The following is a 24312-nucleotide window of genomic DNA, read 5'->3' on the forward strand; positions in this document are numbered from 1 at the left end:
AATTAAGCCTCTTTTAAAAGTTTATCGAAATATGCGATGGTCTTCACAAGTCCCTCTTCCAAATGTATTTTTGGTTCCCATCCATTCAACTCCTTCTGAGCTAAAGTGATGTCGGGTTTACGTTGCATAGGATCATCTTTAGGCAATGGCAAATGAATTAACTTTGATTTGGAATTAGTTAATTTTAGAACTTTTTCTGCCAATTCAATCATCGTGAACTCTCCCGGGTTTCCAATATTAACAGGCCCCATAAATCCATCTCTACTGTTCATCATTCTGATGGTTCCTTCTACCAAATCATTCACATATTGAAAGGAACGTGTTTGGGTTCCATCTCCAAAAATTGTAATATCCTCACCTTTTAATGCCTGAACAATAAAATTCGACACCACTCTTCCATCATTTGGATTCATGTTAGGTCCGTAAGTATTAAAAATACGAATGATTTTAACATCTACATTGTTTTGGATATTATAGTCCATGAACAATGTTTCCGCACAACGCTTTCCTTCATCATAGCAGGAACGCAACCCAATAGGATTTACATTACCCCAATAAGATTCCGGCTGTGGATGTACCGATGGGTCTCCATAAACCTCACTAGTTGATGCCTGCAAAATCTTTGCCTTAACACGTTTTGCCAAACCCAACATATTTATGGCTCCCATAACAGAAGTTTTAATAGTCTTAATTGGATTATACTGATAATGCACTGGTGAGGCGGGACAAGCCAAATTGTAAATTTCATCAACCTCAATCATGTAAGGCTGGGTTACATCATGACGCACCAATTCGAAGTAATGATGATCCATTAAATGTTCAATATTTTTTTTACTCCCCGTAAAGTAATTATCCAAACAGACCACTTCGTTACCTTCATTAAGTAAACGTTCACATAGATGAGACCCCACAAAACCAGCCCCCCCAGTAATAAGAATTCTTTTCATCATTTATTTTTTAGTTGTTCATTCCCATCTAACAGGGATCTATATAATTTTTCCAATTGGTTACCTATTTTCTCGTTTGTATAATTCTCAATCACAAATTCTCTACATTTCCTCCCTTGAGATTTAATTTCCTCTAAAGATAACTGTTCAACCTCATCTAGAACCATTTTTACCATAATTTCTTCCGGTTCCAAACTCATTGCCAAATCTTTATCGAAAACCTCAGGGAAGTTACAGCCTTCAGATATTAATGGCATTAAACCATACATCATAGCCTCAAGTACACTCGTCGGAAATCCTTCACTATATGACGGTAAAACATACACATGGCTTTTTTTCAAAAGCCCTTCTTTCTCTTCACCATACACACCTCCCAAATAATGAATATTCTTACTCTTAGAAATCCAATCATTCAAAACATTTAACTCTCCATCATCAGGACCTGCTATGAGTAGTTCATGATTTTGAGAATTGGCAAGTGAACTTTTCATCCATCCTTTAACCAAGGGGACAATTCCCTTTTTATGATGCAACCTTGCCATGAATAAAAATCTTATTTTATCATTTCCTTTTTCTTCATTCCTATTGGAATTTGGTACCCCATTAGGTATAAGACAAACTTTATTATCAAAAATAGATTTTAAATTTAAAGCTTCTGGAGTCCCTACGGCTCTTATGACATCTGCTTGCAACAAACGTTGCTTTTCTATTAGGTTCCAATATATTTTCTTCTTTATAGCCTTTTGTTGCATTGACCATGGTTCTAACATGCCATGCGGTACAGCAATCCATTTATAACCTTCAGACTTTAACTTCCCCCCTAAACGAGTGGGCCATCTCCAACATCCATGAGAAACCACAATTGTATTCTCAGGAATTAATCCCTTTTGCCCCATTAACATTCTTAATGATTTAAATTCTGTGGCCTCAAGTTTATTAACAGCTGGATAATTAAAGGAATCATTCTTTGGAATAGCCGCATAACTAACAATCCCTAATTCCCCCAGAAATCCTGAATTTGTTAGAGCTGCATTCCAAATTCCAAAATTAACCTGGTCTACTGAATCTATAAGGTGAAGAATATTAAATGCCATTTAATAATGTATGTAAGGTTTGCCCCCAAGTCTCAGGTGTAAATTGTTTTATAATATTGAAAGACCGTTCTCCATTTTTAAATAAATCATCGGTAGACATTTTTTCGAGATTATTTAATACTTCTACCAAATTGTTTAGATTTTCCGCATCAAACACATAACCATTTCCATCTAATAAATCGGGCATACACCCACATTCGTTTGATAGTATAATTGGTAGGGAAGCAGACATGGCCTCGTTCACTACTAAGCCCCAAGGCTCAAATTTACTCGGCAAGATAAAAGCACTCGCATTTTTGTACAGGCTTGGCAATTCATCATATGATAGCCAAGAACTTAGTTCTACTTTTTTTATGTCTTTCACCAAACTCTCTAATTGAGCAGTGATTGGCCCTCCTCCAACAATTTGCAATTTCCAATCCGCATATAAATTTGATGCTTGAAACCCCTTAATAAGTACCTCCAAATTTTTCTCTGGAGCATGACGTGCCACGCATAATAAAATAGGCCCTTCTTTGTGATTTCTTATAACGTCTTCTCTTGATCGTTGATATTCAAAATGTTTGTTATCAACAATACTATATCCATTTTTAATCTTACTGACAGGAAACTTGAGCCTATTGGAAAAATGAATCTCTGCTCGTTTACCTGAAACAAAAATACGTTTCACAAATTTTCTTAAAAAAAGGCCTTTAACATAGTCTACGTATTTATTTCCCGCATACCAAGATTCAGCAAAATAATAGCAATCAATTTTTTTCAATTTCAGCCACAAAGTGAACAAAAGATATTCTGGTTTACCATATCCTGCCAAGACCACTTTGTTAATACCGTACTTCTCTACAATATTTTTAAAATTTTTAAACCGATTAGTCAAATCTTTCACATCCGCAGGTTGCTCTGAAAGGCAATAATGGGTTTCATTTTCAGTAGCATTCCATCCATAAAGACTATCCGACGCCCCTAAATCTGCAGTATATAGACTATCTTCTTTAAATAATCTAGAATAGGTCTCCGTGCGGACACGATGATAATCTCCCATACGGTCCCAAACAATTAAAATTTTGTTTTCAACTTTATTATCTGCCATTAAGGTCTTTTAATTCTAAATATTTTTTGTTTGAATCTTTCCTTACCTAATCCATTTCTGAACATATTTTCTAATAACTCAGGTATTCTAATTTCAAAAATTGGAAAGAATAGGTATGCAAATAGCAAACTACCCAAAACCCCTAACAAAGTATATCCAAAATGAATAGGTAAATTCCCGTGGTTATTATTCATTAAAACAGAACTTCCAACAACTAATAAAGGAAAATGGACAATATACAGAGTATACGACATATCACCCAACTTTTTGAATTTTGCATATCTGTTTATAAACGAACTAAATTTCAGGCATAAACTTAGTAAAGCACCAAAAACCAATGCCATAAAAAAATCCTTCCCCATAAAAGGATAAATGTAATATAAAATGGATAGAGACAAGCAAACAAATACAAATCCTTCCAAATTTAATTTTGTTCGCTTCAAATAAATTTCAGCAAGCAAACAACCTATTGCCCATGATGCCATGCCTATAAAAATTTTATCAAAAAAAACTGATCTAAAAGACAAAAAAGCACTAAACAATGCAGCTAAGAATATTAAGGTATAAAACAAATAAGTTTTATCATTTCTCTTGATATACAACACAGGATAAAACATATAAAACCACCATTCATACGCCAAAGACCACAATGGCCCATTTGATCCAAAAACAGGAAATCCAAGTCTTCCCATATTAAACAGACCTCCAAATACTGCAGCGAAGCCATGATTGAAAGTAATAAATTCGTTTATTGTTTTATAATTTGTATGTCCACTAACAAAATTAGGATTTATATATAAGACAAGATAATCACTAATAAAGGTTAAAATAAGAGCAAAAATTAAAACAGGGTATATCCTCTTGAACCTTTTAAAATAAAACTTTAATATATTAGATTTAGTATCTTGAATGGTCCCAAATTTATTTTGATAATTTAGATGTATTACGAATCCAGATAAAACAAAAAAGAACAATACAGCTTCATGGCCATATTTAAAGACTCCCATAAAATAAACCAGACCCTTTTGAAAAAAAGTATAGTCTTGTGTATGGTGCACATAGCCGCTACTATAGCCTTCCCATAGTAACCAACGCGCATGACCAACTACCACATAAAACGCCGCTATCCCCCTAAAAGTATCTAAAAATTTCAACTTATCTTTTTGCATACCCCCAATGAAACAATCAAATTAAAACTATGTTCAGTACATTTATTACCCATCATTAAACACAAGAAGATTTTATGGCTCGATTATGGGATAATTCAATAATTTTAAGGTTTCAGATGCTATTCCATTTATAAAAATGAGATCTTCTTTTGAAAAGGCTGAATTAGGGTTCAGTTTATGAACACCTTTATGAGATGCCAATATTGCAGTATTATCCGGATATCTATAAAAAAAACGTTGCCAATGTAATTTCAATCTATGGTTAGTCTTAGGTGGAAGTAAAGGTTCATTTCTGGAAGATTCCATTTCAAGAAATTCATCTAAAAGATTCAGAACCTCGGCTGGTTTAGAAATAATCGACTCATACGATAAGGTTAGAACATTTCTATCTAACAAAAACCTATTTACTTCTCTAACCCAAAAATCCACTCTAGTTGTCGCCCCTGCAAAAGGCTGCCTAATAAAGGTACTCAACCCTACACCTTTACCATCATTTTCAAATGTTTGCATATAAATATATTTTGAGCATAGTACCTCATATATATTCCTATAAATATATATCATCTTTCCCTTGGATAAATAATCCATCCAAAAAGGATATTTTTCTCTAAGAACTCTTTCCGAATACCCATGATACTTTACTAAGGGCGAAGAACAGGAATTTAATACTCTAACCCCTTTTTTCTCGACTTTTTGAATATCAGTTTTCGTATCAAGCAATCCCTCAATAGAAAAATACAAATCATCTAAACCTCGATCAAAAGTATTAGGAATAGTACATTCCTTGTAATGCCTCCGCAAAAAATCAATACACAAGTGTGTCCCAGATCTTGGGTGACTCGTTACGACGATAGGTTGTCTATCCTTAGGAAATAATGGTGTTGACATACGATCTCTTTAAAAATTTATTATATCTGTATAAAAAAATAAACACAGGCCAGAAAGACATTCCAATAAATGCATAAATCCCAGGTAAATCCCCCCCTCTTAATAAAGGTATTAAAGAAGCAATAATAACCCCCTTAATCAAAAAACGAAGTTTAGAACCATATCCATCTCCTAAAAACAACAGCCAAGCTAATAATTTAGCATAAATTAGACCAAATATTACAATTCCCAACAAACCTCCCTCACCATAAAAAGAACCATACAATGTTTGTGAAATTCCAATTGTTCCACTTTCAAGATCATTCAAACCAAGTTTATTCGCATATCCTCCTAATGGCTTACCCGGCCACAATGACCTAGGTATTGGACGCAAAAGAATCTCTACATGCTCCATGCCAAATTGAAAATCCAAATAATTGGGATATACGTCTAATACCATCATAAATCCATCCAACATATTTTGATCTTCATTACTCAAAGTCCTATCAATAGCTAGGTCCAAATTTTCACCCCAACTTAAAGCCTTAATATTCGATTCGCGAGCAGCTCCCTGCAATGAAAAAAACAAAATAACCGCAATCCCAAAGGGGATAGCATATCTCATTTTTTTTATTGGCCTCATATCCTTAAAAACCAGAAAAGAAATACCAATTGCCCATGATAAAAACACAAATCGAGCGTGAGGACTATAAGATGATATAATCCCCAAGGCTAGGCATCCCATATAAATTATCTTTTTTTGACCTTCTATACTCCCAGAAAAAAGTAATAACGCCAACAACAAATTAAATCCTCCTAAACCAAATTTAAATAAATTAAAATACCCCCTACCTAATGCAATAGGACCTGAAGCAGTTCCCATTAGAGCCGCATTAATAATTAAAAACACAAAAAAACCAACAATAATCAATTTCTGATTATTAACCAAAAATAGTTCCAAAAATGCGTCATTGTCCTTTGGTAACTGAAACTTACTTTTATATTTCGAAGCAAATACCTTATAACACAACATCAAGGTAAAGGTTCCCAATAAAATATAATTCATTGCTTCAATTGCCTTAGCATCGTTAAGGTTAAATATATTATAGGCATAATTAACTCGTACATATTCTATAACACCCGACTGTATTAAATCGAATCTACTTATTGAAATAGAATAATTAAAAAGCGCTAAAATAACAGGGATTTCATCATTATTTTTCAAATAATACCATCCTCCGTAAATCAAAAGAAGAATACTCAATATATTTAAAGATTCGTAACTAAGCATCAGGTCGATTTCCGATTTCCAACAGGGACTACTGCACTCCCTTCATTAATAATCAACAATTTATCTTTCAAACACCCTTCATAATTTTTCCATGTCACTTGACTTAAAGCCTTCTTAGCCTCCTTAGATAATAGCTCATATTTATCGTCATTTAATTTCAAAATATAATCAAATATCTCTTTTAAATCCTCTACAGAACGAATCTCTACCAAAAAACCATTCCTTTTATTCTCAATCAGTTCTGCTCCAAAAGTATGCTTTGTTGTAATTACAGGAACTCCTGCGGCCATAGCCTCTACTATTACCAATCCAAACCCCTCAAATACCGATGGTAACACCAAAAAATCAAAATTCTTATATAGTTTAAACAATTCCTTCTGACTCACTGCTCCATGATACTTAACCTTATTACTATAAGTTTTGAATGCTTCTCCACTACCTTGGACATGCCCATAAATATGCAGTTCAATATCTTTTTCGTCAAAATCTTGGAGAGCGTTCAATAAATATTTAATTCCTTTACGTTGCGTAACAGTTCCTGCATATAGCAATTTAATAGGTTTTGACAAAACCGATTCACTCTTCCCCTCAACACTATCAGTATCCACGCCTAAAGGAAGATATATTACCTTATCTGGTAGAATCCCTACCTCCTCCAAAGTAGATTTTGTAAATTCAGAAGCCGCAACAACATAATCCGCTAAATGCGGCTCCCGAACAAGCCTTTCCTCGTAATCTGCCGGAAAATATAAATTATCTATGCTATCAGCCCATTCAGAATGTAATTCTTTCTCCTCTCCCAAAATTCTACGAGCAGCTATAACATGAGCCGTAGCCAACTCAATTACCGTAATCATTCCTGCTTCTCTTGCTGCAATTAATGAAAAATAACAAGAGCCTTGAAACCCCCAAAAAATGCTTCCTTCAGAAATAGTACCATTTTCATATCGCTTCTTGATTTGTTTAGCCACATATTTATCAAATTGCACATCTCTAGCATACACTGCATCCTGAGTTTTTTTAATTTTTCCAAATAATTTTCGTAATACAATTTCCTTTACCTCAAAGCGCCAATTAGCATTTACTTTTGGACCTACAACTCCAGATATAAACCTACGGGTAAAATAATCATTTCCACTCCTTAAAAAGTAAGCTTGCAACCAAGATTGTTTTACGTAAGAACTTGTATAAAAAGTATCCAAAACTCCCAAATTCTCCATAGCCCTCGCAACTTGATAACTATGCTGTTTCCCTGAATGGGATAAAAGTATTTTTCCCTCCATTTTTAATCAAGTAACGGTTTATAATTAATGGAATAACTTAAACTATTTTCACGCATTTTAATAAGCTGCGCAGGATTCCCTGCCACAATTTCCTTTTCTCCTACATTTTTATGAACTACTGAAGAAGCTCCAACAACGGCACCTCTCAACAATCTAACCCTGGGCAGAACTGTCACCCCTGAAGCTATCCAAACATGATTCTCAATGTTTACATCCCCTCCATACAAGTCATGATTCTCTGCGTGAGGATTATGACCCAAAGTCCAAATTCGTGAAAAGGGCCCTATATCTACATTGTCTTTTATAACAACCTTATATTGGCGACAATCAATGAGGCAATACTGATTGATAATAGAATTTCTTCCTATTTCCAAATTCCAAAAATTAGGGATTTTAGTATGCATCAAAATAACAGATGTTTTATGAATTTTTTTATTGAACGCCCGTAAAAAAAGTTTACGTATTGCATGACAGGGTACATGAGACACTACTTCATTATAAGTATAGTTAAGAATAGCTCCAAAAACTCTCTTCATGATTCACCAAATTTAGATAAAATTATACTGACATTATTTTCCCAAGATGCATATTCCCCATAACTTTTCCAATTTTCTTCACTATTCTTGCCACAAATTTGATCTACTTTATTAAATGCATGAATAAGTGCTTCTTTACTATCTGCTTCAATTATATGTCCTATCTTAAATCTTTCACATAATTCGGACAAAGCACTAGAGGTTTGGGACACAATGATATTTGGACTATACGGCGCAATAAGATTTAAAATACCACTTTGCGATGTAAAGGACGAGGCATAATTAAGTAAAATAACATCCAGCTCGGCGATAACGGTATTGAGTTCATCATTTGTTAGGTATTTTTTTATCCATAAAATTCTATCTTCCACACCTAAAGATGATGCCAGCCTCTTGAAAATATTTAGATCTACCTCTGAACTAGATTCTTTACCTGCAATTACCAATTGAACATGATCGCACTTTGCTAGTGCATAGATAGCATCTTCATAGTTTTTTTCCTTCCTAATATTCCCCAATATCCCAACAAGTTTGTTTTCTTTTTTTAACTCCTGTAATTGAGTTTGCAAATGCTTGACTATTTCATAATCCTTTTCATAAATCCCGTGAGGTATTGAAATAAAATCCAAATTCTCATCCTGATAATATACCTTGTCGGGCAACATTTCATGATAAAAAGCAAGATGCATCACATCCATCACTCTCTCCATAGAAATGACAGACCATTTGACTTTCGGAAAATAAGCGTCCCTATCTGGATCATGTAATATCACGGAAAAAGTATGTTTACGTCTTAATAATTGATAAAAAGGAGACCAAAAAATAGAAGTTGTTTGATCAAAATCGTTGAAAATAATCTTGCTTTTTGGATGACATAGGAGGTAAATCCAAAATATTATAGGATTCAAAAAACTTCTAAAAATAAAATACACTTTTCTAAAGAAAGGAATACCTATATTAATTTTATCCGGCAATAACAGTCGTAATGTCCCAAAAAATTCTGCTTTTGAATTCTTTGGAAGTACCAACTTGCAATCCACGTTCTCCCGTTTACTAAACTCATAAGCTAGCTCATGAGCATATTCATAATTTCCTCCAAAGGAATTGGGATTATATATAATTATTCTCAAAATTAATATGGAGGTATTATCCCTGTTTTTTCATAAATAAAAGTAATTTCCTCTTTGCTCAAGTAGTTCTTCCATGAATCAAGAATCTGATTCCATGAGCGATTCATTTGGTGAATTTCACTTTCGTCAAAATTCTTTCTTTCCTTCTGCTTGATATAATGTACTATTTTTCGCTTTGTCTTGGTGTCTAATTTGACTCCATAATAGGATAAAACTTTAGAAATCTCCTCCTTTGGATTTTCAAGAATTTGTTCGTGTTCAACAAGCAAAAAGGGAATAGCTCGCTTTTTTAAATCCTGTATATACTCATTGAAAATTAACCACCAAATTATGTTATTAGAAACATCATTTGAAAACTCTGGCTTTGTATATTTATCTATCTCACTTTCATATTTGTTTTTGTAATGAAAAGGTAAATTATCAAAATTCAAATACCAATTCACACGTTTCATAGAAGCCGCAAATCTATAAGGGTCCCTTTTCATCACCACAATCTTTGCATTATATTTATTGTACAAATAATCCACCATAAAAAGTCCAATAGGATCTTTAGTGAAAACAGGTTTCTTATTTACCAAAAACATCAAATGTTTCAACAACCGGAGGTAATTCTTAGGATTAACAATCCCATATTTTAATAGAATTCCGTAACGTTTAAGAAAAAAAAGATAATCTTTTTCAAGCAACAAAGCTTTGGAAATATTATTTTCCAATTGCTTGGGAATGCTAGTTTCATTGACAAACCAAGGAAACTTGTCTAATCCAAAAGTCACTGGTGAAGTACCTGAATTAAACACTTCTCCTGACAAAAAATTAATGGATTTATGCTCTCCAATAATATCGGCAAGCCAAGTAGTACCTGACCGAGGTAATCCTGTTAGAAAATTTAATGTTTTACCCATTTGCTAGCAATTGATTACAAAAATTAGAGGGCTGAAAGTATGCAATAGAACGTGTCTTATTTTGCGAACTAGTCGTTTTATAGTCCTTAAAATTACCAATGAGCTCCTTAATCCCCTGTACCAAGGCTTCAACAGATTCATCATCTATACCAACACCCGATCCGTATTCAGAAATCGTATCTTCCAACCAGCCGCCTTTAGTGTACACACATGGAATCCCCATATTGGTAGCTTCAATAGCTACTCGAGAGACCCTGGCATAATACGACGAATTTCGGTAAGGCAACAACATAGCATCTGTATCTTTCAACAAATTAATATATTCAGAGGTATCTAAAGCCTTATCAATAACTGTCACTTGATTGGAAGCTTTCAATTCTGATTTTATCTCACAGTTTTCCCCATTAGGTAAGTCAAAAGGACTTGTCCACTGGATCGAAAAGTGAACATGCCCATAATTGGAATCTTTCACAATTTCCAAAATAGCATCCTGAAGCAAATCGGATCCCTTCTCATAACGAGCAAAACCATAGCATGCCAAATGAAGTGGTTTATTCACTCTATCTTCAATATCCAAAGAAAAAGGTACAGGATGTGGAAACAATTTAAAATTTACTCCGGAAATATGTTCAAACTCAGTCTTTGCTCCTTTAGTTTCTACACCTAACACTACTTTTCCAGTTTCTACATATGGCTTAAACTTTGCCAATATCCCTCCTAATATCTTACTGGATCTAGGATACATAACCTTTTGCGTCTCAGAATTCCAAACTCCAGGGTTGGTCACAAAAAAAAGACATAAGGTTTTAATACTTTTTGGATAAAGCTTTAACAAAACATACCAGGCCAATAGATGATGTACAGTTACCGTTGGGCAAAACACATAATCAAACCGATGCTTCCTTAGTACTTTTTTAGTGGACTGAAACACACGAAAACTATGCAAAATAAAACCATAGTAGTGCTCGCCTGGTAACTTTTTCTTGCTCGAATCTAAATATTTCGCATACTCAAAAAGAGGCAAACAATCTAAATCTTGTTTGATAACATCTTCTACGGCTTTATGACAAGCCACTTGGGTAGTCCACCCAAATTTGGTGGTGGCTCCTGAAATATGTTTGATATATTCAAACCAATGGGCATTACGATCTCTTAACGATTCTTCTACAATTAATAATCTCTTGGTCATTCTTTTAATTTGTAACCTAATTGACTGATTAGTTTTTTATGTTCAATCCCTAGTTTTGAGGCCTGATATGGTGCTGACCAACGATGACCTTTTATTCTTTGCTGCAAACCTTGCTTAATTCGTTTTCTAATGGCAAAAAAACGTAAAGACCAATGCGCCTTATTTATATACACCTCACTTTCCTCAATACTCACGCCATAATTCTCTAATTCTTTTATTAAATGAAATAATTTTAATTGAAACTTTTTATCTCCATAAACATCCATTGAATTAGAATAACCAAATAGTTTCTCATAAAAAGAAAGGTTATCCTTAAGTTTCCGTTCATTTGAAGCGCCATTATTTGTTAGCTTATCATCACTTCCCAACCTATATAAAGTCAATGATTCTTGCTCAAAAATGATTTTTGAATCCTCCAATAATAGTTTAACAAATAGATCCGCATCTTCCATAATCTTCATTTCCTCATCATAAAGGCCTACCTTAAAAAGTTGGTCCCTGCGCACTAAGGCTTGCTGAAAAACCATAGACCATTCAGTTAAAAACCATTCTAAAACAGATTTATGAGCGGGCAATTCTTTATTTTGGAGCACCATATTTTCTGGCTCAAAAACGGCATCATCAAACCAACCTTTAATCCAAGGCCCCAGTACAAGATCTGCATTTTCTCTTTGTAAAGCTGACACTTGAACTTCTAATTTATTTAAAGATGGAACATCATCACTATCCATAAATTGAATAAACTCTCCCGAAGACGCTAATACACCCTTATTACGAGCAGCACCAGGCCCCTTATTTTCTTGTTGAAGAATTTTGATACGGTCTCCATAATCCTTTAAAACTTGTAGAGAATTATCTGTAGATCCATCATCAACAACAATTATTTCAAAAGGTTTCAACGTCTGTTTTAACAATGCATCTATTGTCTCTCCAATGACATTGGCACGATTATAATTAGGTATGATAACTGATACTTTTGGCTCCATTTCTAAACCGATACAAAATCATTAATTAGTACTAGCAATCTCTTAGAAGGATTATTTATGTTTAATTCATTTGCCGCTTTAAATGCCTCTAAACCGATATTTTGCCATGATTCTCTTTTAACCCATGCATTTTCCAATGCTATATTGAAAGCATTTACGGTATAATTTTCAGCAATAAACCCGGATACACCATCCTCTAAAATCTCTTTATTTCCCCCAACATCCGTACAAACCACTAGTTTACCGCACATCATGGCTTCTATAACTGCTAAAGGCATTCCTTCCCCACGACTTGGCAACAGCAATACATCATTCGTTTGCCATAGCTGTTTTACATCCTTTTCGTAACCCATTATAGTCACTTTGGCTTCCAAACCGTACATTTTAATAAGACCTCTTATATAAGCTTCATCATGACCACTTCCATATAAATTCAATCGCCAATCCCTAGCCTGCCATTTATCAGAACTCAACAATTCTAACAACATATCTTGTCCTTTCCACAAGGTTTCAAACCTAGCCACCGATGCAAAACAAACAGTATCTCCAGTTTGGAATGGCAATGGAACATCCAACTGAAATTTAGAGGCATTGGGAATAACATAACTATGTGGTAACCTATTTGCCAATTGGCGCTGAGCTAGATTTTTATTGTGGTTGGACACAAAAATAACAGCTTCACATTGATTTAATAATTGATTGATCCCTGTCCTGTCATGAGGCATTAACAAATCGGCTACAAAATGACAGAAAAATATTTTTTTACAGCTAGCTGAAGTTACAAAATTTCTTAAATAAGGCAAATTATTAACATCCAACAAACTACCTGAATTAATCAACAATACATCAGGTTGAAAATGCTTTAAATCTTTTAAATGTTCAGGAAGATAACCTTCCTTGGCTAGATACAAACGTGTTGGTTTAAAAGGATGTCTGATGGAAACTTTAACACCCTCTCCTTTTAATGCCTGCACTTGCTCCGATTCTGCAACATTTTTATGCATCAAAACCAAAACCTCATGCTTATGTTCCAAGACGTATTTCACAAATTGATACCAGACTTCCTCGGTCCCAGCCCAAATAGAGTTTTCAATAGTTGATAATATGGCTATTCTCACTTAAATTTAATTTCTGATAGTTTCATCTGTGCTTCATGAAGCGTCACTAAAGTATTATTGGGAATGTCCATATTCACTACACAACCGGCCCCAATAACCACATGATCCCCTATGCTAACGCCCTTTAAAATGACCACATTACTGCCAATCCAACAATGATTCCCAATGCTTACTTTGCCCAATGAATACCCTTGGTGTTCGACTAATAAATCTTTAGCATTAAAACGGTGGTTATGATCATAAATCTTAACCGATTCCCCAAACAAACAATGGTCCCCAATACTAATTTCCTTCAATGAATTGAAAGAACAATTGGCATTTACAAAAGTTCCCCGTCCTATTTTCAAGACCCCACCGTCTTGCGCCAACAATTTAGATGTTCCAGCAAAGTTGACATTTTCATCAACCTGTATGTGACTTTTTAAATCCAGTTTAAACGTTAATGGCAAATCAGAGATTTTATACTTGTTAAGGGACAGTCGGCCTTTATAATGCCGTACCCAAAACCAATGGGGTAGCACCACATGCCAATATGCTATTTTTGAAACGACATAATAAAGGATTTTAATAATCAACTGCATTTATCAAAGCTTTCATTTTGGTGACTAATTTTCCATGAATCAAATCCGGATGGAAACGATTTTGGTACATTTGCAAACTATTATTCAACAACTCTTGTTGTCGTACGGGACTTCGAAACACATCATCAAAAAGAGTTATAAAATCCTTAACATCCTTAGAAGCAGTTTTAGCCGTGGCATCAAACTCTTCAGAGGTTTTATAGGCTGAACAATACTCAGGCCCCCATAAAAATATAGGTTTTCTAAAGGTTAAATAGTCCAAGAACTTGGTTTTAAAACTAGTACGTTCTACTTGGGCTATATCCTCTCCAAAGCCCATCAATAATAATAGCCCATCTACTTGAGTCATTTCCTGCCGCAAGACCTCAAAAGGTACCTGTCCTTTAAAAAATCCTTTAGACTTTATAAAAGTGTCAAATTCTGGCGACCAACTGGCATTCGATCCAAAGATTTTAAAATCATAATGGTCTAAATTAGTGTTACTGATAATCGCTTCTATCATGGTGCCATACCAATCCCCTAAATTGCCTCCAAAGGCCAATACTTTTTTAGGGTTTTCTGGTATCCCTTGGGCTTCTTCAGGCATATAAGTCCCTGTGGGATAGGACACCAAACAATTATTGTGCGGACCTAGTTCTTCATACATCCCTTCCGAGGTACAAAGCACCAAATCGCAGGCTTGGTAAAAGTTTCGAAATTGCTGCTCTATCTGCTTAGCAAAGCCCAAATAGTAAATGCTATTGTAATTCCACCAATCGTTAAAACTGCCCACCAATGGTAATTTATAGGTTTCAGCTGTTTTTTGTGCCAAAATAGCCATCCAGGACCAACTCCCTGCCACCGTAAAAATAGCATCGGGTTGAAACACCTCTACAGTATCTCTTATAACCGCAGGTACGCCTCTCGATCCTTTGTAATTACTGTAACTATGTGCCACTTTAGCAAAACGGGTTCTACTAACACGTTGAAAGAGCCTGCCATGATTAACCAAATGATAAGCATAAGGCAACTCATAATTTAAAATATCCCGATTATCGGTAATCACCTGAATTTCAAAATCACTTTGCTCACAAAAATGCCTATAAAACGTCATCGCACCTCCCCAAGACGGAATTGGTGGCGTATTGGTAATCATTAATACCTTCATAATTCAGCTAACACCTCTTTTAAAGCTTTAACCATGTTCTCTTTTTCTTTATTTAAATAATTAAAATCCAAAGAAACAGGTTTATTAAAAATATCAGACAAACCAATGCGTTCAAAAATATTAGATCGCTTTTCGAAAGACCTTGTTGATTTAGGAATATACTGTGCTGTCCCACCCAAAATTAAAGTTGCCGCACAAGTATGAACACGTTCTGAAAATACAGTTTTAGCATCTTTTAATAAACTTAAATATCCATAAGGTAAATCGGAATGATAGGTATCTTTTCTTTTATAGAGCTCTTCATACCCCAAATCAATTTCATTATTATTCGTTCTTATAATAGGTAGCCCATTAAAGGTCTCATCTAAAGGTGTACTCGATTTAAAAATTGATTTTTTAGGGGTTGTAATCGTAATATCACCGTTGTTATAGTATAACTGTGGCTCGTTCGACTTATCAAAATTATATACATAGTAATGCGCCTTGTTAATTAAACTAGGAAGAGTAACTGCATCATTTAGAAACATGCTTGCACATAAACCATCGTAAAAAATGGCATCCTTCATTTTAGGCTTTAAAAAATTAATCACCTGAGTATCTCTTGTAAAAATAAAACTAGGTTGTATCTCATTTAAAAAAGCTGCTACATGCTTGGCCTCGCCTTCATCATACAAACTCATTCCTGCACTTAAAAATCCAATTTTAACCCTACGTGCTTTTAGCGCTTTAAAAGTAGCTCCAAAAATTTTGTCTAAGCGTAAGTTTAAACAAGGGCCTGTTAAAAGGACTAAATCTACATCTAAATGCGCTATGAAATCAAAATCATTTTTAGTGTCCGCTTTCCATTGTGGTGGGTCTGGAACAAAATAAGCTTCAATACCTGCTATTTGTTTAAATAAAGCTCCCGTACCCAAATTGTAAAATGCATTTCCTATATTAGAACTCCAGGATCCGCCGATATATGCAATTTTCATGTAGTGTATATTTTAACTATTGTGTTTTAAATCTGTTATAAATTATCCTAATTACAAACAACTATCTAAACGTTTTGATTAAGTCTTCATAAAACTGCTTTTATGCTTCAAAATACAGTTTTTAATTTTGATTCTGTCATACCGAACTTGATTCGGAATCTTTCATTTCTAAATCATTCCCTTAATTATGCTGAGCAAACAAACTTTATATGACTTTCAATCTGCTAAAAGTTTATAATTTCCAAAAATCTATAGGTTTATTATATGTTTTTAAAAAAGCCTCGGAATCTGTTTTAATATAATTCTGAAATTCCCGTACGATATCTGAAGAAAAATCAATTTCAGGATAAGTAATTTCTTTTATGGTTTTGGCCCCTAAATAGGATTTTATCGGATTAGGGATTACTTTATGCACTCCTGTTTTATAAATAAGTTTTTTTACATTCCCTAAAATATCATGGGTTCTGTCTCCAGTATTTTCTTTCTTAAAAATAGCTTGCTCAGTTAAGTTTTTCTCTAAACCTAAAAAATCCAATACCTTATTCACTTCGTCTTTCTGCGACTGTTTCCAATCCTCCAAAAAAGTAACATGTATTTGTTCTTCTGAAAAAAACTCTCGGTAAGCGCCTATTTGATATTCATAATTACATATATCCCACTGCCCCGCGTCTCTCTGATTTTCCAACCAAAATTCAAAACCTTTTAACGCCCATGCAGCAGGTTTAAATCCAGGATAAATATTCTTAATCCCCCATGTATACAACATCTTCCAACTTGACATTTGCCTTTCTAAAGGATTCCTAACCATATAAATAATTTTAATAGCCCCATTAAACTCAAAAATACGCTTTGCAGTGTTTGGGCTATACCGTCGATCTGAATACGAAGGTGTTGCCTCTCCAATTACCTTTTCATCATTATAATGAGTAAAAGCTTTTTGATACCAAGACCATCCTAAATTATAATTATCGTTTTTTTTATGATTTATAGTATCCTGAAAAAAACTGACTTCTTTAGGACTACTCATACAACAATCTGGATGTAAATCTAAAATAGAAGCTAAAGTGGTTGTACCACATTTAGCCGAGCCTACTATTAAAAAATTAGGTTTAGGTATAATTTTAGACATATGTGTTTCAAAAATTAAATACTTGTTTTTATTTTATGCTTTAAGAATTCAAATAAAGCTTTAAGTTGAATGTCTTCAACGATAAGATCTGTTCCTGTTTTTAGTTCATCCGAAGGCATCAAAAACAACGAATGATACTGAATGCCCAGGGTTTGTGCCATAGTAAAATAACAGCGTCGGAGTGTGTTTTTTGAAAAAAGCTCCAGTACCTGTGCTCCCTTGGGCATATATAACATATTAGTGAGTCCAGCTCCATGTGGAGCCACTAGCCATTCCGCATTACTAAATAGTTTTATTTGTTCCAAATAGGAGATGTCCTCTGCATGAATCATCTCAAAACCAAACTTTTTTAACAGTTCACAAAGCGCCGCTTCATTTTTTAATTTTCGTGATGGTGCTTTAGATCTAGAAATATATAAGCGTTTTAAGCTCTGTTTATCGTGTTGTACTGATATATTTTTTAAAAGTCCTTGCCGAACTTTGTTAAGCCACTTGGGGTCATGATCCCCTGTCATGCTTAAAGGCGGAATGAAATGTAATATTTCAATTTTAACGGGATAAACCCCATCAAATTCTACATAATGTACATTATAATTTAGCAACTCTAAACTGTTCTTCATCCAGGAAGGGGGATTCTTTTGTATCAAAATATTTAGACTTCTGATAGCATGCCCATAAGTTTCCATAAACATGACATACCGTGGAAGCACATCGCAAAACCAATGGTAATAGCCCCAGGAATAGAAAAGTAATAAAGAGAAATAATTCCCTTTTAATTTTTTATAAAATAAGGAACGACGATGCTTAAGCAGCCCATGCTCCAACAACATGATATCCGTCCAATAGGTATCACGTAAAAATGTGCCATCACTATTTTGTACAAATCCATCAAGGGTATATAAAATACTGTTAGTAAGTATCGAATAATAATGTGGAGTGAGCGGCATACTGCCCTTAATAAAAGCTAATCGCTCACCGGTTATGTCCCTAACCTTTAAATTAGTAACCTCCCGATTTTCAGATCCCAGTACGGTAATTGGATGTAACAAAGGTGATTTAGAATTGAAATAGAGCACTAGTATATATATCGTTTATTGTCAGTGTTAAAAGTAGTAATTAATGTATGATTGAAGTTGAATCTAGTTTTAGAAATGAGGTTTTAACATAAATTTTTGAACTGTGTTCGCAGTAAAACTGTGCTATAATTAGTCTTTTAATGAGGCGTATTGTTTTAATTCCAATTAGCCTTGCTTTCATTACGATCAAAATCATTGAGTAAGGGATCATTTTCTGACATCCCAAATAACATACGTTTCCATAGCCCCCAATACCAACGTTCATTCACCCCATCCTTAAACAACCTAAATAACCCCGCTAAAGCTGCTGTAGTATCTTTACTTACCAAAAGTTCCTGTAGCAACAACCGTTGTTTATAAAGCTGTTTTTGGTATAGTAATTCTTGTATTTCTGGGGTTATACTAACATCATGATCACGAATAAAATCTTCTATAACCCGTAAATACTCCTCGTGCAATTTAAATCGATCGGCACTTTTACAATCCGAATGCATACGTAATGCAGACAAAGCATCGGGATATACTATAGGACGATATCCAGCATGTTCAAGACGCAACCAATAATTTAAATCTAACAAATGATAGCGCTTAAACATCCCTTTATCAACAATTAATTTAGAACTTAAAAATACGGCCGGATGAGAAATCCAACAGCCGTTAAGAAAAGACTGTTCATCTAATCTCAATGGCTTTTTAGGAACATGTGTCCCCATTAATTGACTCTTCTCATCAATATACTCCACACCTCCAGCTAACCAATCGAATGCGCCATGTTCTTCAATATAATTGGCTATTTTATTTAAAGCACCTTTACACAAAAGATCATCAGAATTCACCACGCACCAATAGTCTCCGGTTACCTTCTCTAAACCTTTGTTATTAGCCTCCCAAGTACCTTTATCAGGTTCACTTACCCAATAGGCTAATTGAGCCTCATATTTTTTTATGATGTCAACCGATTGATCCGAACTTCCTCCATCAATTACAATGTACTCTAAATTGGGATAATTCTGGCTTAACACAGACAATATGGTCTCCTCAAGAAACTCCCCTTGATTATAGGAAGGAGTGATTATGGATATTTTTGGATAGTTCATATTTTTTTATCACTAGTCTTCAATGCAACCAATTTTTCTTAAAAATGCATTTTTAATCAATTTTAGTTTTGGAATGTGCTGTTCGTTAAATTCCCAATCGGACATTTCATAATACCTATTAAACAATTTGGTGTTACCATATTTAGGTTCTTGATGGTATTCACCATATTCTTTAAGAAAATTTTCTCCTAAAAAATCAGCGTATCCTCTAGCAAAAGATCCAAACCTATTATTATCATATATCGTTCTCCATTTATCTAAACTTTCGATATTAGGTGTACTACTTAATTTAACCCCTGTTGTATCCCCCATTTTACCCTGAAATTTATAATTTTCACTAAAATTTAGAACATTAGAATGATATTCTAATCCTAACCACAAATACAATTTGGATAAGTTAATTTCAGGATTTACAACTATATCTTCATATTTTATAGTAAAAACATTTGGATTATTCTTTTGTTTCTCTGAAAATTCATGGAGCATATAGGGAGCATTCAAAAGATCCCTTTTATATTGTAGTAATGAATTTAAACTCTTGGAATTCCATGTTTTTATAATGGAGCTTAATACTGCCAATGGATTTCTTTTCAATATAACAATTTTAGCTTCAGGAAAATACCTTACAATTTCATCTAATATCTCATAGTACCTTGGAGTTTTATCAAGAACATACATTTCGTCACCCTTCAATATTTTTTGATATTGACTTAATAAAAAATTAGACAAATCTATTTCAAACTCCTTCTCACCTATTTTAGATTTAAAATCATTTATTCCAATCAAAGCCAATTTACTATTATAAACAGAATTTTGAACCCCTTCCGATTGATAACCTAAAAATGGCAGCAATAACCATGGCTCACTAACCGTCCCTACTTTACCATTATTTGAAAGAAGTGCTTGCAGCAACGTTGATCCACTTCTGGGTTGAGAAGCAATTATAATAATATTTTCACTCTTTAGCATAAAATTAATTTTTATTTAAATACACTAAACGTCTTTACTTAAATAACCCTTTAGAAAAGCAAATGATTTACTATTAAAAGTAACTTGAAACAAAACTTTAAGTGTTAAATAATTAGATCTTACTTTTTTTAGATTGTTAACATTAAAATGATAAAGCAATAATTTTCTTTCTTTTTTGTTAGACAAATAATTTAGTGCTTTTAATCGTGTTTTAAAGAATTCATCAGCATGATGTCCAGAGTTAGATGTCCTCTTAATATTCTTTGCGATACAATAAAACACATTAGTCTCAAAATTTTGGCAAAAACAATAATCCTTAGACAACGCTTTAATGTTTAGCAGCCAATCTTGCCATTTCATGATACCTTCATCAAAGCCATTTATTTTCTCTATAGATTTTTTATTCCATAGAACGGCTGAAGTTATCCAAGAACATTGATTTTTAATATAGGAGTTTAAATTTAAATTAGCGCCTATTTCTCGCTCTATTAAATTATCTTTGATGTCATTATCAAATTCAAAAATTCTCGAAATAACAGCGTCACAAGATTTATTCATTATATATTCTACTTGTGATTCCAAAAAATTATCCGCTATAATATCATCGGAATCTAAAAATAGTATATATTCTGCCCTTGCTTGTTTTAAACCTATATTTCTACACGTATTTGCTCCTTTGGGTAATCGATTCCTTTGAATCAACCTAAATCGACTATCGCTTGAGATATATTGATCCACAACAGAAACTGAGTGATCTGTAGAACCATCATCAATAATCAAACATTCAAAATCAAATAATGTTTGTCTTGCAACGGATTCTAATGTCGGTAATATAACTTCTACCCTATTGAATACAGGAATAACTACTGTTACTTTCAAATATAAATTTTAAAACTATTAATACAAAAGCCCATTATTTAGAGTATTGATATATGCCCTTTCCATATTCTATCAACATAAAAAAAGTGTTTAAATCATCTAAAGATAAAAGTATAAAGTAAAAATAAACAAATAAAAAATCGATATATTTAATCAATAGAAATTTTGAAATTTAACCCTTTGGAACACTATTTATCTAAAAGAAAAAATACATGCCCCTAGCTCCCCTAAATAAACTTCACTCAATAAACATTTATCATTCAAAAAACATCTATTTCCCCCAAAAGTAATTTGTTTTATTCGTTTTCACCAAAAAGTTTACATATTAAAAAGTGAAATTTCCCTTAAAATCAACTAAGCAACTCTCAATATTTCACGAGAAGCTACCTGTATTAATCCCTTATAGTTTTTTATAACCTATTCATATAACTTCTACATAATAGATCAAATCATTATTTTAAACAAGGCCCTTAGCCCCTATTCGAAGTTTGAATAACCGTTTCAACTTCCTGTTAGCAAAGCACTCATACATATAGTCGATAAATCACAGTAACATAAAATTAAACACTTTTACGAAAAATGGCTCATATTTTCCTTCTCGACAAGGCATCAAAACACAGATTAAAAAACAAATTACGCCCACTCTATTTAGAGGAATTCATCCTTTGTATTTTATCAAAAAAGTATCTTTTCAAATTAGATTAGCTTTGCATACGTATTTACTCTATCCAAATAATATTGCAAGGGTGCAATTATGTATTTTCTTAATCTATTCTTTTTATTAAGCATACTCTCAATTTTATTAAGCTCATGCCAATGTTCATTTTTAAATCCTTCTGATTTAGCTAAAACTGCCCTCCAAAGCACAAAATCATTATTTTTTATGTGCTTAAAAGCTATTTCTAATTGACTCTCCAACTTCAAGTATTTTTCCTTCTCCACTTTTGGCCCAGCATTTCTTACTACATAACTACAATCCTTAAATTCATTTGGAAAGCGAAACTCCAGCATGGCACAAGAAGAGAGAAAATACTCCGTGGGAAAGATTAATATATTGTCGTTTTCCATCAATTCATCTACACTCGATATATTGGTTCCAGTAACTAGATATCGAAATTGGTATGATGCAAATTTCACTAGCTCATCTTCATCCCTAATAATCTTATAAATAAACTCTTCATAAGTTGAAGCCGCATAAAATCCCTTAACCTTTAATCTGAGTGTTTTTAAATAATGATATTCTGAACGCAATCGATCAATTGGATTTCTAACATAAGAAATAGCACACAAATTTAATTCGTCTACTTTATGCCAAGGCAAGTTAAATCTTACTCTATGCCCTCCTAACGCCTTAACATATTCATTGTCCAAAACAAATCTTTTAATAGCTTCAGACCCTAAGGGACTTTCAGCTATACCTAGCGAAGAAACATGAACAAAACTACGTCCAAAATTGCGTTCTAATATTTGATAAAATGAAGTGCCTGCTGTTTTTGGAATGTGAGCAAAAGCATAAAAGTTTTTCATCTAGAGGAATAACGTTTTTATTACATTAAAAACAGGAAAACCCAATATTCTTCGTAGACTCATAGACAATGAGTTGGGAGAATTATGTAGATGTAAATTAAGAAGATCCCAATATTCCCTATTAGATTTAGAAATATGAAATCTATCGTTTAGCGACTCAAGAAGCCTAAATACTGATTCATGTTGTCTTTTCGACATTTTTCCCACTGAACTTATCCATCGAACATTTGATTTCACAACTTCAAGCACCCCTTTAACATACTTATCCGAATTGGTATGGTCCCTTGAATTATCAAGGATACGATACACTGCCCCACAATAATCAGTAAAAACGACTTCCCTTTGATATGTAAGCTTAAACCAAAATGCGGTATCCTCTGAAACATATTTATCCAATGTTTCATCCCAAAGGTTTTGTAAATTCAAAATACTGCGTTTGATTATAGCTGCATGTAAAATCCATGGAGCATAAGCCACTGCCGTGTCCTCTATACAGTTAGTTCTTTCCAAAATCCCTGAAGAAATAGGCTTTCCTATTTTTCCATTCTGTAGTTTACACCAACGGCCAACAATCACTTCACTCTCTTTATTCTCTTTAACAATTTCAGCAAGTTTCAAAAGGTAGTTTTGTTTCAAAAGGTCATCGCCATCAAGAAATAAAACCCAATCTCCTGTAGCATAATTTAAAGCATAGTTTCTACTCGCACCCGGTCCTTGCCTATTTATGAATTTTTTAAGTATTATATTATTACTGCCCTTAAAGCTTCTCAAAACATCTTCTAACACTTTGAAACTAGAATCTGATGAATTATTATCTATTATAATTAATTCCCAATCTTTATAAGATTGCTTAAAAACTGAATCAATTGTTTTCCAAACATAGTTTTCTTTGTTATAAACAGTAACCAAAATAGAAAAAGTTGCCTTCATAAATCTTGCAGTTTTGTTATTAAATTGACACCTTAGAATTACCCCATGCCCAATATTTTAAATGGATTATACAGTTCTGAATTAAAGAGATGAGAAGTCCCAATTGCTAGGATTCTTCATCTACACCAACATAAAACATTGTAATACGGCTATTACATTTAGGAAAGACAATTATTCTTATCGCCTGTGTATTATCTTTGATTTCGCAAACAAACCTACCCCCTACAATATAAATTAACACACTGGTAATTAATAAGTTACATAACACTAAAATACAAAAAAAAGTCAACCTTCAATCATATTTACGCCACAAAATACTAAAAATCAGTTGATTAGATAAACCTAAAAAGTCACAAGTCAATTAATCCAAAATTGAACTTAATTATAAACTACAACACATA

Annotated in this window: 23 protein-coding genes; all 23 read right to left on the reverse strand. The window is 33.5% G+C overall.

Going from position 1 to position 24312, the window contains the following annotated elements; genetic code table 11:
- Positions 1-2 precede the first annotated feature (2 nt).
- The 23 genes from BKM32_RS01535 to BKM32_RS01645 all read right to left on the reverse strand — a co-directional run bounded on the left by BKM32_RS01535 (position 3) and on the right by BKM32_RS01645 (position 23911).
- Positions 3-947: a UDP-glucuronic acid decarboxylase family protein gene (locus BKM32_RS01535; protein WP_076663020.1), complete on the reverse strand. Its 945-nt coding sequence runs from the start codon at positions 945-947 to the stop codon at positions 3-5.
- Positions 947-2041: a glycosyltransferase gene (locus BKM32_RS01540; protein WP_053976062.1), complete on the reverse strand. Its 1095-nt coding sequence runs from the start codon at positions 2039-2041 to the stop codon at positions 947-949. The genes BKM32_RS01535 and BKM32_RS01540 overlap by 1 nt, the downstream gene beginning before the upstream one ends.
- Positions 2031-3131, reverse strand: coding sequence for a glycosyltransferase family 4 protein (locus BKM32_RS01545; protein ID WP_076662252.1), 1101 nt, complete (start codon positions 3129-3131; stop codon positions 2031-2033). Before BKM32_RS01545 ends, BKM32_RS01540 begins: the two co-directional genes overlap by 11 nt.
- Positions 3131-4300 (reverse strand): acyltransferase, encoded by a 1170-nt coding sequence (locus BKM32_RS01550; RefSeq protein WP_076662253.1) that lies wholly within the window; start codon positions 4298-4300, stop codon positions 3131-3133. Before BKM32_RS01550 ends, BKM32_RS01545 begins: the two co-directional genes overlap by 1 nt.
- A 72-nt stretch (positions 4301-4372) precedes the next feature.
- A complete protein-coding gene (locus BKM32_RS01555) occupies positions 4373-5188 on the reverse strand; it encodes a sulfotransferase domain-containing protein (protein ID WP_076662254.1) in 816 nt (271 codons plus the stop codon).
- Positions 5166-6431: a hypothetical protein gene (locus BKM32_RS01560; protein WP_123812043.1), complete on the reverse strand. Its 1266-nt coding sequence runs from the start codon at positions 6429-6431 to the stop codon at positions 5166-5168. The genes BKM32_RS01555 and BKM32_RS01560 overlap by 23 nt, the downstream gene beginning before the upstream one ends.
- 26 nt (positions 6432-6457) lie before the next feature.
- On the reverse strand, positions 6458-7741 hold the full coding sequence (locus BKM32_RS01565) for a glycosyltransferase family 4 protein (protein ID WP_076662256.1): 1284 nt from the start codon (positions 7739-7741) through the stop codon (positions 6458-6460).
- Between the two features lie 2 nt (positions 7742-7743).
- Positions 7744-8145 (reverse strand): acyltransferase, encoded by a 402-nt coding sequence (locus BKM32_RS01570; RefSeq protein ID WP_076663021.1) that lies wholly within the window; start codon positions 8143-8145, stop codon positions 7744-7746.
- 128 nt (positions 8146-8273) lie between these two features.
- Complete coding sequence (locus BKM32_RS01575; RefSeq protein ID WP_076662257.1) at positions 8274-9407, reverse strand: glycosyltransferase; 1134 nt, start codon at positions 9405-9407, stop codon at positions 8274-8276.
- A gap of 2 nt (positions 9408-9409) precedes the next feature.
- Positions 9410-10309: a sulfotransferase gene (locus tag BKM32_RS01580; protein WP_076662258.1), complete on the reverse strand. Its 900-nt coding sequence runs from the start codon at positions 10307-10309 to the stop codon at positions 9410-9412.
- Positions 10302-11498: a glycosyltransferase gene (locus BKM32_RS01585; RefSeq protein WP_076662259.1), complete on the reverse strand. Its 1197-nt coding sequence runs from the start codon at positions 11496-11498 to the stop codon at positions 10302-10304. The genes BKM32_RS01580 and BKM32_RS01585 overlap by 8 nt, the downstream gene beginning before the upstream one ends.
- A complete protein-coding gene (locus BKM32_RS01590; protein WP_076662260.1) occupies positions 11495-12484 on the reverse strand; it encodes a glycosyltransferase family A protein in 990 nt (329 codons plus the stop codon). Before BKM32_RS01590 ends, BKM32_RS01585 begins: the two co-directional genes overlap by 4 nt.
- 2 nt (positions 12485-12486) lie before the next feature.
- Positions 12487-13602 carry a glycosyltransferase family 4 protein gene (locus tag BKM32_RS01595; protein ID WP_076662261.1) on the reverse strand — a complete coding sequence of 372 codons (1116 nt, stop codon included), beginning with the start codon at positions 13600-13602 and terminating at the stop codon, positions 12487-12489.
- Positions 13599-14183 (reverse strand): acyltransferase, encoded by a 585-nt coding sequence (locus tag BKM32_RS01600; RefSeq protein WP_076662262.1) that lies wholly within the window; start codon positions 14181-14183, stop codon positions 13599-13601. The genes BKM32_RS01595 and BKM32_RS01600 overlap by 4 nt, the downstream gene beginning before the upstream one ends.
- The gene (locus tag BKM32_RS01605; RefSeq protein WP_076662263.1) at positions 14167-15330 is read right to left on the reverse strand and encodes a glycosyltransferase; all 1164 of its coding nucleotides are present in this window, start codon (positions 15328-15330) and stop codon (positions 14167-14169) included. The genes BKM32_RS01600 and BKM32_RS01605 overlap by 17 nt, the downstream gene beginning before the upstream one ends.
- Positions 15327-16304 carry a hypothetical protein gene (locus BKM32_RS01610; RefSeq protein ID WP_076662264.1) on the reverse strand — a complete coding sequence of 326 codons (978 nt, stop codon included), beginning with the start codon at positions 16302-16304 and terminating at the stop codon, positions 15327-15329. Before BKM32_RS01610 ends, BKM32_RS01605 begins: the two co-directional genes overlap by 4 nt.
- Before the next feature lie 232 nt (positions 16305-16536).
- Positions 16537-17433 (reverse strand): sulfotransferase, encoded by an 897-nt coding sequence (locus BKM32_RS01615; RefSeq protein WP_076662265.1) that lies wholly within the window; start codon positions 17431-17433, stop codon positions 16537-16539.
- 14 nt (positions 17434-17447) lie between these two features.
- The gene (locus BKM32_RS01620) at positions 17448-18482 is read right to left on the reverse strand and encodes a DUF563 domain-containing protein (protein ID WP_123812044.1); all 1035 of its coding nucleotides are present in this window, start codon (positions 18480-18482) and stop codon (positions 17448-17450) included.
- Positions 18483-18664: 182 nt separating this feature from the next.
- Positions 18665-19606, reverse strand: a complete 942-nt coding sequence (locus BKM32_RS01625; RefSeq protein WP_076662267.1) for a glycosyltransferase family 2 protein — start codon at positions 19604-19606, stop codon at positions 18665-18667.
- Between the two features lie 12 nt (positions 19607-19618).
- Entirely contained in the window at positions 19619-20575 is a 957-nt protein-coding gene (locus BKM32_RS01630) for a sulfotransferase (RefSeq protein ID WP_076662268.1), read from the reverse strand.
- A gap of 24 nt (positions 20576-20599) precedes the next feature.
- A complete protein-coding gene (locus BKM32_RS01635; RefSeq protein ID WP_076662269.1) occupies positions 20600-21454 on the reverse strand; it encodes a glycosyltransferase family 2 protein in 855 nt (284 codons plus the stop codon).
- Between the two features lie 696 nt (positions 21455-22150).
- Positions 22151-22981 (reverse strand): sulfotransferase family 2 domain-containing protein, encoded by an 831-nt coding sequence (locus BKM32_RS01640; RefSeq protein WP_076662270.1) that lies wholly within the window; start codon positions 22979-22981, stop codon positions 22151-22153.
- Positions 22982-23911 (reverse strand): glycosyltransferase family A protein, encoded by a 930-nt coding sequence (locus tag BKM32_RS01645; RefSeq protein ID WP_076662271.1) that lies wholly within the window; start codon positions 23909-23911, stop codon positions 22982-22984. It lies immediately after the preceding gene.
- Between the last annotated feature and the right edge of the window lie 401 nt (positions 23912-24312).

The sequence above is a fragment of the Mangrovimonas sp. DI 80 genome (assembly GCF_001975575.1).
In the GTDB taxonomy this organism is placed as follows: domain Bacteria; phylum Bacteroidota; class Bacteroidia; order Flavobacteriales; family Flavobacteriaceae; genus Mangrovimonas_A; species Mangrovimonas_A xylaniphaga.

Coding starts and splice junctions, on each gene's coding strand:
- BKM32_RS01565 (WP_076662256.1), bottom strand. CDS start 7,741: ATGGAGGGAAAAATACTTTTATCCCATTCAGGGAAACAGCATAGTTAT.
- BKM32_RS01570 (WP_076663021.1), bottom strand. CDS start 8,145: ATGCATACTAAAATCCCTAATTTTTGGAATTTGGAAATAGGAAGAAAT.
- BKM32_RS01605 (WP_076662263.1), bottom strand. CDS start 15,330: ATGAAGGTATTAATGATTACCAATACGCCACCAATTCCGTCTTGGGGA.
- BKM32_RS01610 (WP_076662264.1), bottom strand. CDS start 16,304: ATGAAAATTGCATATATCGGCGGATCCTGGAGTTCTAATATAGGAAAT.
- BKM32_RS01535 (WP_076663020.1), bottom strand. CDS start 947: ATGAAAAGAATTCTTATTACTGGGGGGGCTGGTTTTGTGGGGTCTCAT.
- BKM32_RS01585 (WP_076662259.1), bottom strand. CDS start 11,498: ATGACCAAGAGATTATTAATTGTAGAAGAATCGTTAAGAGATCGTAAT.
- BKM32_RS01545 (WP_076662252.1), bottom strand. CDS start 3,131: ATGGCAGATAATAAAGTTGAAAACAAAATTTTAATTGTTTGGGACCGT.
- BKM32_RS01555 (WP_076662254.1), bottom strand. CDS start 5,188: ATGTCAACACCATTATTTCCTAAGGATAGACAACCTATCGTCGTAACG.
- BKM32_RS01630 (WP_076662268.1), bottom strand. CDS start 20,575: ATGCTAAAGAGTGAAAATATTATTATAATTGCTTCTCAACCCAGAAGT.
- BKM32_RS01640 (WP_076662270.1), bottom strand. CDS start 22,981: ATGAAAAACTTTTATGCTTTTGCTCACATTCCAAAAACAGCAGGCACT.
- BKM32_RS01600 (WP_076662262.1), bottom strand. CDS start 14,183: ATGCAGTTGATTATTAAAATCCTTTATTATGTCGTTTCAAAAATAGCA.
- BKM32_RS01590 (WP_076662260.1), bottom strand. CDS start 12,484: ATGGAGCCAAAAGTATCAGTTATCATACCTAATTATAATCGTGCCAAT.
- BKM32_RS01615 (WP_076662265.1), bottom strand. CDS start 17,433: ATGTCTAAAATTATACCTAAACCTAATTTTTTAATAGTAGGCTCGGCT.
- BKM32_RS01550 (WP_076662253.1), bottom strand. CDS start 4,300: ATGCAAAAAGATAAGTTGAAATTTTTAGATACTTTTAGGGGGATAGCG.
- BKM32_RS01540 (WP_053976062.1), bottom strand. CDS start 2,041: ATGGCATTTAATATTCTTCACCTTATAGATTCAGTAGACCAGGTTAAT.
- BKM32_RS01645 (WP_076662271.1), bottom strand. CDS start 23,911: ATGAAGGCAACTTTTTCTATTTTGGTTACTGTTTATAACAAAGAAAAC.
- BKM32_RS01625 (WP_076662267.1), bottom strand. CDS start 19,606: ATGAACTATCCAAAAATATCCATAATCACTCCTTCCTATAATCAAGGG.
- BKM32_RS01580 (WP_076662258.1), bottom strand. CDS start 10,309: ATGGGTAAAACATTAAATTTTCTAACAGGATTACCTCGGTCAGGTACT.